This is a genomic window from Lactobacillus sp. ESL0791 (assembly GCF_029433255.1).
Lineage (GTDB): Bacteria > Bacillota > Bacilli > Lactobacillales > Lactobacillaceae > Lactobacillus.
Genome location: NZ_JAQTHU010000001.1, coordinates 969288 through 981175, shown reverse-complemented (window position 1 = coordinate 981175; position 11888 = coordinate 969288). Strand labels below are relative to the sequence as shown.

General features: G+C 38.8%; 10 protein-coding genes. 1 reads left to right on the top strand and 9 read right to left on the bottom strand.

Going from position 1 to position 11888, the window contains the following annotated elements:
• Nucleotide 1: 1 nt before the first annotated feature.
• Genes rsmB through gmk form a run of 5 tightly spaced genes read right to left on the bottom strand, consistent with a single transcriptional unit; the run spans nucleotide 2 to nucleotide 5565 of the window.
• Complete coding sequence (gene rsmB / locus PT285_RS04900) at nucleotides 2-1321, bottom strand: 16S rRNA (cytosine(967)-C(5))-methyltransferase RsmB (protein ID WP_308203013.1); 1320 nt, start codon at nucleotides 1319-1321, stop codon at nucleotides 2-4.
• On the bottom strand, nucleotides 1314-2258 hold the full coding sequence (gene fmt / locus PT285_RS04895; protein ID WP_277148311.1) for a methionyl-tRNA formyltransferase: 945 nt from the start codon (nucleotides 2256-2258) through the stop codon (nucleotides 1314-1316). Before fmt ends, rsmB begins: the two co-directional genes overlap by 8 nt.
• Nucleotides 2259-2270: 12 nt before the next feature.
• On the bottom strand, nucleotides 2271-4664 hold the full coding sequence (priA, locus tag PT285_RS04890) for a primosomal protein N' (protein ID WP_277148309.1): 2394 nt from the start codon (nucleotides 4662-4664) through the stop codon (nucleotides 2271-2273).
• 57 nt (nucleotides 4665-4721) lie between these two features.
• Complete coding sequence (gene rpoZ / locus PT285_RS04885; RefSeq protein ID WP_277148307.1) at nucleotides 4722-4949, bottom strand: DNA-directed RNA polymerase subunit omega; 228 nt, start codon at nucleotides 4947-4949, stop codon at nucleotides 4722-4724.
• Between the two features lies 1 nt (nucleotide 4950).
• Complete coding sequence (gene gmk, locus PT285_RS04880; protein WP_277148305.1) at nucleotides 4951-5565, bottom strand: guanylate kinase; 615 nt, start codon at nucleotides 5563-5565, stop codon at nucleotides 4951-4953.
• 162 nt (nucleotides 5566-5727) lie between these two features.
• On the opposite strand from gmk, the gene PT285_RS04875 reads away from it, so the two are divergent.
• Nucleotides 5728-6033, top strand: coding sequence for a hypothetical protein (locus PT285_RS04875; RefSeq protein WP_277148303.1), 306 nt, complete (start codon nucleotides 5728-5730; stop codon nucleotides 6031-6033).
• 301 nt (nucleotides 6034-6334) lie between these two features.
• On the opposite strand, the gene PT285_RS04870 is transcribed toward PT285_RS04875, so the two are convergent.
• The 4 genes from PT285_RS04870 to PT285_RS04855 form a co-directional block, all read right to left on the bottom strand.
• Nucleotides 6335-7807: a cellulase family glycosylhydrolase gene (locus PT285_RS04870; protein WP_277148301.1), complete on the bottom strand. Its 1473-nt coding sequence runs from the start codon at nucleotides 7805-7807 to the stop codon at nucleotides 6335-6337.
• Between the two features lie 42 nt (nucleotides 7808-7849).
• Nucleotides 7850-9304, bottom strand: coding sequence for a glycoside hydrolase family 1 protein (locus PT285_RS04865; RefSeq protein ID WP_277148299.1), 1455 nt, complete (start codon nucleotides 9302-9304; stop codon nucleotides 7850-7852).
• A 20-nt stretch (nucleotides 9305-9324) separates the two neighbouring features.
• Nucleotides 9325-10611, bottom strand: a complete 1287-nt coding sequence (locus tag PT285_RS04860; protein WP_277148298.1) for a PTS sugar transporter subunit IIC — start codon at nucleotides 10609-10611, stop codon at nucleotides 9325-9327.
• A gap of 185 nt (nucleotides 10612-10796) precedes the next feature.
• A complete protein-coding gene (locus PT285_RS04855; RefSeq protein ID WP_277148296.1) occupies nucleotides 10797-11807 on the bottom strand; it encodes an AraC family transcriptional regulator in 1011 nt (336 codons plus the stop codon).
• Between the last annotated feature and the right edge of the window lie 81 nt (nucleotides 11808-11888).

Here is an 11888-nt window from a genome sequence, read left to right as displayed (position 1 = left end):
CCTAACCTCGCATTACAAATTTGGCAATAAAGAAACCGTCACTGCCATAACTATCCGGTAAAATTTTTAACATTCCCGTCTTTGCTTCTATTTTACCCGCTTTAAAAGGAAGAAGGACAAAATTGAGATGTTTTTCCAAAAATGCTTTAACAACTTCTTCGTCTTCTTCAACCGCAATACTGCATGTTGAATAAACTAGCTCCCCAAAACTTTTCAGAAGTGGGCTGACACTATCAAGAATCTCTAATTGAATTTTTTGCAAATTAATTAAATCCTCGGGCGTTTTCGTATAGCGGATTTCTGGTTTGCGCCGCAACAAACCCAGGCCGGAACACGGGGCATCAACCAATATTTTAGCAAAAGAATGCCCAGCAAATTGCTGTCCCGCCTGTCTGGCATCCATGGCCTGCGTTTTGACACGTTCAGCCACATTCATTCTTTGGGCATTTTGGCGAACCAAGCGTAATTTCTTCTCATGAATATCTAACGCGGTGACTTCACCTGCAGGGAGCTGTTCCGCAATTTGCACCGTTTTACCGCCGGGGGCGCTGCACGCATCCAAAACATTTTCGGTGCCGGTAAAATCAAAGGCCAAGGCCGCTAGGCTGGCAGCTTCATCCTGAATCGTCAGCTTGCCCGTTTTAAACAGATCTGTGGCGGCAACACCGCCGCGCGCCAACACCAGCTCGTTAGGATTAAGCGCCGAGTCTTGCGGAGCAAAGCCCAATGCAGTTAACTCCTTAACCACCTCTTCACGGGCAGTTAAGGCAGAAAGGCGAACCGTGTTTTTAGCGGGTTCATTAATACTGGCTAAGATACTTTCAGTCCGTTCCTGACCCCAGTTGTGGTCAAGGTAATCTACCAACCACAGTGGCACACTTTCTTTAATGCTCAAATATTCACGCCGTTTGCTTTTGGCTGGCAGCACTTGGCCGCGCCGCAGAAATGCATGCAGAATCCCATTCACTATTTTATAACCGGCAGAATGTTTGCCGCCCATTTTTTTGGCTAGGATATTTGCCTCATTAAGAACCGCCCGGTTGGGAACCTTATCAAGAAAAATTATTTGGTAAAGCGACATTAATAAGAGTGGTTCAAGGTAGGGCTCTCTCAGCTTGGTCTTGACCAGCCCCTGCAGCTGGTATTGCAAATACAACTTATATTGGATCGTGCCGTAAACCAGCCTCGTCGCAAAATTACGATCTTTTGCCGTTAAAGCGGTGCTCTGTAAATTATTATTTAAGCTGATATTAGAATAGGAATTGTTGGTAAAAACCCGGATTAGCGTTTCAAGTGCAACTTCCCGTGCGCTTTTATTCATCGACAATTTTTTCTCCTAAGCGGTACTTAGAACCTTGACCATTCAAAAAATTTTTAATTTTCATCCGTTTCTTGCCCGCCGGCTGCACCTCAAGCAGGTTTAAAACGGTACCATCGGCAAAACTGATGGCAAAACGTGTATCATTTGCAATCAATTTCCCTGCTTCTAAGCTTGTTTTCTCTGGACTAACCTCCGCCTGCCAAATTTTCAGGCGCTGACCACCAACCAAAAGGTAGGCACCCGGATCGGGATTCAAGGCCCTGACCAGGTTATTTGCTTGCGTGGCCGTTATTTCTAATTTGATTTGTTCCTGAGCTTTAGAAATATTGGGTGAAAAGATTACCTTGCTTTCATCCTGCGTAACTTGCTTCGCAGTCCCGGCAATAATTCGCGGCAAAGTTTCCAAAAGCAAATCACGCCCGATCAGTGCCAACTTACTAAATAAGCTGCCAGCCGTATCGCTGGGCTCAATCTTAAGTGCCTGCTGCGCATACATTACACCCGCATCCATCTTTTTCACCATTTTCATAATGGTGATCCCCGTTTCAGCATCACCATTAAGAAGGGCATACTGAATCGGCGCCCCGCCGCGATATTTTGGCAAAAGCGAACCGTGAACATTAACTGCCGCAATTTTGACGGATTCTAAAAACCTGCTCGGCAAAAACTGTCCGTAGGCCGCGGTAATAATCAAATCCGCATGCATTGCAATTAATTCTTCAATTTCTGGCGATTTTCTTAATTTAACCGGTTGGAAAACCCGCAAGCCCAATTTCTCAGCCGCGATTTTTGCCGGTGTTTTCGTTACCAGCTGCTTGCGCCCCACTTTTTTATCCGGTTGGGTTACAACCGCCTTAACTTCGTATCCCTTCTCAACCAATCCTTCAAGAATTGGTACCGAAAAATCGGGGGTGCCCATAAAAATAACTGAGGTCATTAACTTTCTCCTTTACATTATTCTTTCAGGTTCATTATCAATATAAACATTTAGGCCGTATTTCTTAACGTCTTGAGCCGAATCCTGAATTCTATGCAATAAACTCTTGAGACTATCTTCTTTCTTATATTTTACCAGTATTTGATAGTAATATTGATTTTTTAATTTAGAAACTGCACTTGGGGTTGGTCCCAAAATAATCGTTTCTTTGTGCAAGTTTGCCTGCAAGCGCCGTTTGATTTGAAATGCCTCGCGGGCAGCATTTTGTTCCTTTTTAGCGGCAACTGAAATCAAAACCGTATAAAAATAGGGCGGATAATTGCCAGCATGCCGCACCTGCATTTCGTAACCGTAAAACCGCTCATAGTCCTGCGTCTGTGCCAAGGAAATCGCATAATGTTCCGGATTATACGTTTGGATCAGCACCTGCCCCTTTTTTTCTGCTCGGCCGGCCCGGCCCGAAACTTGCGTTAACAGCTCAAACGTCCGCTCCGATGCGTTATAATCGGGAACCCACAGGCCCGTATCCGCATTAATGACGCCAACTAGAGTCACGTTAGGGAAATCTAGGCCTTTGGCAATCATTTGGGTACCAAGCAAAATATCCGCTTCATGGCGACCAAAAGCATCAAGAATTTTTTCATAACTGCCCTTGCGCCTCGTTGTATCGACATCCATCCGCAGAATTTTAGCGGTAGGCAGCAGGTCAAGCAATTCTTCCTGGACTTTTTGGGTTCCAGTGCCTAAAAAACGGATCTGTTTACTTTGACAGTTGGGACAGCGCTGAGGAATTATTTCACTGTAACCGCAGTAGTGGCACTGCATCCTGCCTGTATCCTTGTGCATCGTTAGTGACAAGTCGCAGTTGGGACACTTCATAACGTAGCCGCACTCACGGCAGAGCATAAAATTGGCAAAACCGCGGCGGTTTAGAAGCAAAATTACCTGTTCGTGTCTTGCCAGCCTGTCCTCAATTGCCGCCACCAGTTCAACCGCCAAATCAAACTGGCCGCCGGCAAATTCAACCTGCTTGAGATCAATCAATTTCACTTGCGGCAGCTTTTTATTATTAGCCCGCTTGGTCAGCCGCAGCAGTTGGTAAACACCCTTTTGTGCACGCGCCCGGCTGGCTAAAGAAGGAGTCGCACTCCCCAAGACAAGGGGACAGGAATTATAGCGGCTGCGCCAAATTGCAACATCTCGGGCATGGTAACGGGGAGTATCCTCCTGCTTATAAGACGATTCATGTTCTTCATCAATCACGATCAGACCAATATTAGTCAAGGGGGCAAAGACCGCACTACGGGCACCGACGACTACCCGAATTTCACCGCGGCGAATTCGGCGCCATTCGTCATAGACCTCACCGTCGGACAAACCGCTGTGCAGAACCGCGACCTCTTCACCAAAGTGCGCCTTAACCTGCCGGACCATCTGCGGTGTCAAAGAAATTTCTGGCACCAGCATCAGGGCATTTCGGCCTTGCTTTAACGTTTCACTAATTGCATGCAGATAGACCTCCGTTTTGCCACTACCTGTGATGCCTTCCAGCAAAAAAATTTGCTCCTTTTTTTGCTGAATTGACGGTATTATTTGGCGCAAAGCGGCTTCTTGTTCCTCATTTAAAACAATCTGTTTACTTTCATATGGGGTGCTTTCAGCCAGCGGATCACGGTAAACTTCTATGGTTGTCTTTTTAAGCCAGCCCTTTTTGACGGCAGCTGTCAGAGTAGCGGTGTTAACCTGCAAATCACTTTCAATTGCAGACTGTAATTTAGGATATTTTTCGTAATTTTCGATGATATCCATCAGCAGCGTCTTTTGCTTAACGGCAGTCTTGCGCAATTTCTCATAAATTGCACGGTAGTCTTTTTCAGTTTTGGTCAATTTATATTGATTGACGGTTTTAATCCGGGCCTTGTTTTCAACTAAATACTCAATTTTGGCTTGATTCTTCCGCAGCAACTTCCGCACAAACGCAATTTCCTTGGCATCCGTTACTTGGGTTAAATCAATCGGCGGGCCTTGAAAAAAGGGCAGCTTCTTGGCTGCAACAGAAAGAGGCACCAAAATTTTGCGGTAATTGGCACGCATCACCCGGGGAAGCATCGTTTTCAAAATCGTACTGCGGTAAGAAAAAACATGGTCGGCCAAAGCTGCAGATAATTCTACTAATTCAGGTGTTAAAGGTGGTAATTCATCAACAACCAGCAAAACATCCTTCAACACTCCAGTAAAATTGCTTGTTTCACTCAAGCCCACAACAAAGCCCTGCAGTTTTCTGGGACCAAAAGGCACAAAAACCCGTGAGCCAATTTCAATATCAGTTAGCTCTTCCGGCACATGATATTCAAAAATCCGGTCGGTTTGCTTAGCTGCAATATCGACAATAACCTGTGCAATCATTTACTTCCCCCAGATGAAAAATGACCACCCATCACTTTTCTGATGGAGGTCATAAATTTAATCTTCTTTTTGATTAACTTCACTGCGGTTTTCGTCAACTGTAACTTTACCAGCCGCAATCTCCTCAAGTGCTTGGCCAACCACTTTTTCACATTTGTAATCTTTAAGCGCTTCGGGATCACCAGCTTCCAGTTCGTGTGCTCGCTTGGCTGCCAGCACCGACAGTGAATAACGTGAATCAACCTGATCCAATAACTTATCAATTGATGGATATGTAACTCTCATTTTAGTCCTCCCTGACCATTTTCCGATAATCATCAATAACCCGCTTAACGCTAACGTGTTCCGCATCAACAATCGCTTTGATGTGATCGACCGCATTAGCAACGGTATCATTGACTACCGCGTAATCATAATCCTGCATTACCAAAATCTCTTTGCGAGCCTGTCTGATGCGTCCCATAATTACGTCCTCAGACTCGGTCCCGCGGTGTTCCAGCCGCAAATGCAGCGTGTGCAAGTCTGGCGGTGTTAAAAAAATAAACACACCATCAGGCATTTTTTCACGAACTTTTTTAGCACCATTAACATCAATTTCCAGCAAAACATCTTTGCCCTCTGCCAGCATTTTTTTCACCGGTGCCAACGGGGTTCCATAATGATGATTGACGTATTCATTATATTCCAAAAGCTCACCCTGGTTAATCGCCTCTTTAAACCGTTCTTTTGTAACAAAATAATAGTCTTTTCCGTCAACTTCTCCTGGACGCGGAGCGCGCGTCGTCATCGAAACCGAGTATTCAAAAGGAAATATCTTGTTTTCAACGATTGCGCTCTTAACAGTACCTTTACCAACACCTGAAGGGCCCGAAAGGACAAGTAGTAAACCTTTATCTGCCATGCCAAACTTCCTTATTACTAACTATCATATCTAGTTTGCACTAAAGTGATTTATTTTTCAAGTTTGTTAATTTTAGAAATTTTACCCAAACACTTGTTTTTGAAAACATTTGTTCGTATAATGGATTTATTCAAACAAACGTTCGATATTGCGAGGATAAACATGAATTACCTTAACTCTTTTACAACAACAATCACCAAACCATTAAAGAAGTTATACCATTACCTGTTTTCATACGACGAAGACAAGTTAAGTATTTACGGCCAAGACGGTAGCAAAATTCTTGCCAAGTTAAGCTTCGCCCTTCTACACAAACCATATATTTTACTGACATACCAAGACGGCAGCAGTGATATTGGTCAAATTATCAAACGTCTTTCCCCTCACCGTTTTGTATTCCGGTTAGACGAACAAAAAATATTAAAAATAGTTAACGTAAAGGAAATTTTACGCGTAGATTTTGCATAAAAATTATACAAGTTCGATTTACGCTCTTTTCTTATGAAAGGTTTTAGTGCTTTGCTGTTCGCCAAAAAGTTATTTATGCAAACCCACCCTTGCTCTAAGCTCAATTAACTTATCTTCTTCTGCTGCCTGGTCAAATTAACCTTCACACGCCTCAGCAAAATTTTCACAAACAACTAATACCTTATTCTGTAACCTCTTTACTTTAATTAGATTTTTACATATTTGATCTTGAATAAAAAATATCCTGTTAGCATAACACCACAGGATATTTATCAACAGGATTAATCGCAGAATCCAATGATTAAGCAAAATAATTTTCAATAGTTACGAAAGCACAAGAATGAATCGGCATTTCCAATTCAATTTTGCCATTTAATATTTTTAAAGTTTCTTGTTTTAGTTCAGAAGCACAATGTAAGTTTTTCGCTTGAGTTTCCGTTACATATGTTGGTTCGCCCAATTTTTGCCAATATTTTTTTGCATTGGCATGATCTTCATCAATTCTTAACAAACTACAATCAGTTGTCAAATTAGGCTTTGCCACATCAATTAAAATTCTTTGTTTCTCAATTTTTTCGTTAGGGACATTATGGTTATACGCTAATAACTGTAAGTTTGATCCTTTTTTAATTGCTAAAAGTTCAGCAGTCGCTCCTGAATTATAACTTATAACCGCCAGGCGTGTATCGCCCAAATGATGGAAAATCTCAAAAATACGGTAGACTGGTTTTTCAATTCCTTGATAAGTTTGCAAGCCAAACCCTCCATGAAAAACACTCGGCTTTTGGTATTGCTCTTCAAAAATATCTGAAAAAGTCCAAAAGGAATAGCCATCGACCAATCCATCATTATCAGCTAAAGTTTTTGCAACCATGGCTGCGGCATAAGGTTCATCATGAAGCACGTCCCCTATAAATGCTGATACATTCCATTCAGTATAATAGACCGGATAATTTTTGGCTTCTTGTTTAACTTTTTGTGCCATTTCACGCAAAATTCCGCGATGATAAGTCATATCATTGTCAAAATTATTCTTAAAAAAATCAGTTATTCCCATTCCACTCTTCCACAAAGGATCATCAGTTGGATAGTGATGCGTGGAAATAAAGTCCAGTGGAACATCATTTTTTTCACAAAAATTTACCATTTTAGATATCCAAGCATTGAATGAAGTTGCCGGACCGCCAACTTTTAATTTTGAATCGGTTTCCTTTATTGTTTTGACAGTTATTTCATACAAGTGAAAGTAGTCTTTTTGCGTTCCAGAAAAAAATAATGGTAAGTTAGGTTCATTCCATACTTCAAAAAACCAGGATTCAACTTCTTTTTCGCCATACCGCGTAACAATATGATCTGTAAATTTAGCGATCAAGTCTATCCATTCTTCATCTGATTTAGGCATTGAATTATTTCCGCCATAAGGAAATATTTTCCCTTTGTCAGAAGCAATACAGCTTGGCATAAAGCCGAGTTCTAAAAATGGTTTCATACCAATCTTCAGCAGAAAATCGATAATATTATCAATATTAGAAAAATTATAAACAATACCGTGAGACTTGCCGCCAAAATCAAAAATTTCAGTGCAGACACTCATCTCATCGTCAAAAATGCCATGAAAGCGAACATACTTAAACCCCAATTCGTCATGAACTTTTTTTAATTGTTGACGATAATCGGCGCGTAAAGCAGTATAAGCGTGTGAACTGCCAACACATAATTCCCAATAATGAGAAAATTTAGTCTGAACATTTGAATTTATTTTAAAATTTACCATTCTTATACCACTCGGTTATTATTTTAAATATTAGAAAACGATTTATAAAATTAAGCCATTCGATTCAACCACTTTTTTATACCAATAATACGAATCTTTCTTCTTACGTTTCAGTGTTCCTTTACCGTAATCATCCAAATCAACATAAACAATCCCATATCGTTTGGACATTTCACATGAACTGGCACTTACTAAATCTATACAGCCCCAAATCAAATACCCCATGATTTCAACACCATCTTGATAAGCCTCACCAATCTGTTCAATGTGTTGTTTTAAATAATCAATGCGGTAATCATCATGAATTCTGTTATCTTTAGAAAGTTTATCTTTTGCGCCTAAACCATTTTCTACAACAAACAAAGGCACTTGATATCTATCATATAATTCATTCAATGCAATTCGCAAACCAATTGGATCAAACTGCCAGCCCCAGTCATTTGACCTTAAATATGGATTTTGAAACGAAAGTTTAAGATTTCCTGAAGTTAGTTTTTCACCTTCCGTTGCGTCTGGAGATATTGCAACCATGGAAGAATAGTAACTAAAGGCAAGAAAGTCAGCGGTCCCTTCTCTTAATATTTTTTTATCGCCATCATTAATTTTTAAATGTATATCATTATCCTTAAAAAATCTTTTTATGTAACTTGGATAATAGCCTCTGATTTGGACATCACTAAAAAACAAGTTGTTTTGATTCGCTCTCACGTTAGCTAACGCATCTTTAGGATTACAAGTTTTAGGATAACTTTCAAAGCGCGCTATCATTGCACCAATACTTGCATTAGGAATGATTTCGTGACATTTCTTAACTGCTAAAGCACTAGCCACAAATTGATGATGTGCAGCTTGATACCTTGCTTCTTTTCTATTAGCGATATTATCAGCTAATATGCCACCACTTGTAAAACCACTCATTTCCAAGACATTTATTTCATTAAAAGTAATCCAATACCTTACTTTATTTTTGTATCTGTTAAAAACCACATCAGCATAGTGAACAAAATCATCAACGGTTTTACGAGACAGCCAACCATTTTGCTTTAAAACTAAATTTAGAGGCATTTCAAAATGTGACAAGGTTACCAAAGGCTCTATCTTTTTTTTCCTGCATTCATCAAAAACTTTATCATAAAATCTGAGACCTTCTTCATTTGGTTCTTTATCATCGCCATTTGGGAAAATTCTAGGCCATGAAATTGAAATACGAAACATTTTAAAGCCGGCTTCAGCAAGAAGTGCAATGTCCTCTTTGTAATGATGGTAAAAATCTATTCCATTTCTTTTAGGATAAATTCCTTTTTTATCATGCATAGCAAATTCAACATCTGCTCTTTTTACCAAGTTATCAGCCGGTCCAGATTTTCGTTGTTCCTTAGGAATGAATTTATCTATATCGGCAGTTGACCAGCCTTTCCCTTGTTCTAAAAAAGTACCTTCAATTTGATTAGCAGAAGTTGCTCCACCCCATAAAAAATTTTTAGGAAATTTAGCCATAAATAAGCTCCTTATAATTATTACTTATCTGTATTTTCTGATTCTTTCTTTAATAGTTGCTTTTCATATATTTTAAAGAATGGATAATATAGCAATGCTGCAGGAATAATCATTAGATAATCCCAAATTGCGTTTTCCCATTTCAATCCTTCTAAGTATCTTTGGAAACCTAAAGGTAACATCGGCGGAATAAGCAACCACGGAACTTGAATAAAGCCACTCTTATAACCTAAATATGTTAATAACATTATTACTGGAACACTTAATACATAAGGAATACAAAGAATTGGGTTATACATAATCGGCATTCCAAAAGCTACTGGTTCATTAATATTAAATAGTCCAGGAAGCAGAGAAACTTTAGAAACAGATTTTATTTGTTGCGATTTTGATCTTAGTCCCATTAAAACTAAAGGCAATGTATTACCTGTTCCCCCAACCATTGAGAGGCCAGCATACAAAAATACTGGATAAAATTTCATAGGCTGTCCGGCAGCATGAGCTGCTGCATTCATTGCAATCGCTTGAATTGACAAAGGCAAAACTATTGATGAAATCAACATTGTTCCGTGAATACCAAAGCACCATAAGACTGCAGCAAGGGTACACATAATAATCATACCTGGCACCGAAGTTAAAGTCTTTAACGGATATGACAATAATGCCGTAAATCCAGATGCAAGGGTATAAGTTCCATGTGACAAAAAGGAAACTAAGCCTACAACCAGTGAAAAGAACACAGAGCTAAAAAGTAATGGCAATAAAGCAGAAAAACTTTCTTGCAAAAAAGGTGGAACAACGCTAGGCATATCTATTCGCACATTCTTTTTTTGACAAAAGTTTTCAATTTGCACAGATAAAAAGACAACTAAGAAGCCAATGAACATTCCTTGTGTCCCTAAATATGTCATGTCAATGGTTGCTTTACCAGTTTTATCCACCGAGATGGTCCCGACTACTAAGAAAAAGCAAACCAAAGCATCCAAAATATTCATTAAAGGTGCTTTCAGATTTAACTTTTTAGCATAATTATAAGCAAAAAGGGCTACTACCCACAATGACATCAAATTCATTGTAAATTGATAAATATAGTTTAATGATGAATAAATAGCTCCTTTATCAGAAATAACTTTTAACAAAGTCGGCCCCAAAAATACCATTAATATTTGTGCGATTGAACCAACCAGAATAATACCTAATGTTCCCATCATCGCAGCTTGCAGTGAGGACAAAAATTTATTCTTACCTAATTTTTGTCCCCATTCTTGAAGCTTTTGCATGAATGGATTATCTAATAACTTTTCCATAGTATCCTCCTAAATAACATATCTGAAAAATCGTATTTTTATCTATCTAAAAATAACTGATCAGCTATTTTTAAGTATAAAGACTAGTTATGCGATTAACTATATACAAAAATCAGAAGTAATATGTTGATTTCACAGATTGACGATAAGAAAAATTACGAACAAAAGTTTATACTCTTTAGCTTTTACCTAGTATTTAAGCGGTATTTTGAAGGCGATACTGCAAAATACTGTTTAAAAATCTTATAAAAGTAAGATGCATTTTCATAACCGACTTTATTAGCTATCCTTTCTACAGATGCCTTTGTATAAGTCAAGTATTCGGCAGCAATATTTATTCTTTGCAACTGAACGAGCTTGATAAATGACAAGCCTGTTTCACTTTTTAAATAATCAGATAAATAGTTGGGATTAAAGCCAAAGTGCGTTGCCATCTTTTCTAAAGTAATATCGTTATAATTCTCTTCAATATAAAGCAGCAGTGAAAGTAAATTACTTTTGGTATTTTTAGAATCTGTCACTTTTACATCTAAATAATAAGTTTTCCGAATAAGCAACGAAAACAAAGTCAGCATTTCTAACTTAATTATCTGTTCAGTTTGCACTTGTGGATGATAATACTCGTCAATAATGTCATAAATTAAATTAACTATTTTTTGATCATGGTCTGTATTAAATAAACTATAACGACCTTCACCATGTTCTTCATCCGACAGCAAAGAAAAGAGCAAATTAGAAATATTCATGTTGCTCTCTTTAGCTCGTAAAAAGTTTAATTCATTTAATGAGAAAGCTGAACTTCGTAGCTGAATATTTAGCACTACGCCGTCCTTTTTTATTGGTTCAACCCTGTGCGGCGTCTTGATCCCGATGAAGAGCAAGTCATCCTGCTGCACCCTTACCTTCTCATGTTCAGTTTCAACGACACAGTCGCCTACCAGTGGTATATTCATTTCCATGTAATCATGAATATGAAAAGGAATAAACGATTTCACCGGTTGAACCGAAATTGTTATTGCATTACTGTTTAAAACCAAATTATCTGAATAAGTATTGAAAAATTCATAAATTGGTTTTCGATTAATACGGCCGACAATTTTTAATTTACTGCCCCTTTGATTAAACGTTTTTTCAATTGCATTCCAATCGCGAAAGCCGTTATTTTGCCGTAATATTTGTAAAATCTTTTCGTACATTCCTATTTCTTCCTAAAGGTAATTTGAATCTGTGAAATAGACAGACTTTGTATGAATTTTAACAATAGTGTGCTTTTTTAC

Bases quoted from the DNA above. Each gene is read 5' to 3' on its own strand.
- rsmB (WP_308203013.1), bottom strand. From the start codon at position 1,321: ATGAATAAAAGCGCACGGGAAGTTGCACTTGAAACGCTAATCCGGGTT.
- fmt (WP_277148311.1), bottom strand. From the start codon at position 2,258: ATGACCTCAGTTATTTTTATGGGCACCCCCGATTTTTCGGTACCAATT.
- priA (WP_277148309.1), bottom strand. From the start codon at position 4,664: ATGATTGCACAGGTTATTGTCGATATTGCAGCTAAGCAAACCGACCGG.
- rpoZ (WP_277148307.1), bottom strand. From the start codon at position 4,949: ATGAGAGTTACATATCCATCAATTGATAAGTTATTGGATCAGGTTGAT.
- gmk (WP_277148305.1), bottom strand. From the start codon at position 5,565: ATGGCAGATAAAGGTTTACTACTTGTCCTTTCGGGCCCTTCAGGTGTT.
- PT285_RS04875 (WP_277148303.1), top strand. From the start codon at position 5,728: ATGAATTACCTTAACTCTTTTACAACAACAATCACCAAACCATTAAAG.
- PT285_RS04870 (WP_277148301.1), bottom strand. From the start codon at position 7,807: ATGGTAAATTTTAAAATAAATTCAAATGTTCAGACTAAATTTTCTCAT.
- PT285_RS04865 (WP_277148299.1), bottom strand. From the start codon at position 9,304: ATGGCTAAATTTCCTAAAAATTTTTTATGGGGTGGAGCAACTTCTGCT.
- PT285_RS04860 (WP_277148298.1), bottom strand. From the start codon at position 10,611: ATGGAAAAGTTATTAGATAATCCATTCATGCAAAAGCTTCAAGAATGG.
- PT285_RS04855 (WP_277148296.1), bottom strand. From the start codon at position 11,807: ATGTACGAAAAGATTTTACAAATATTACGGCAAAATAACGGCTTTCGC.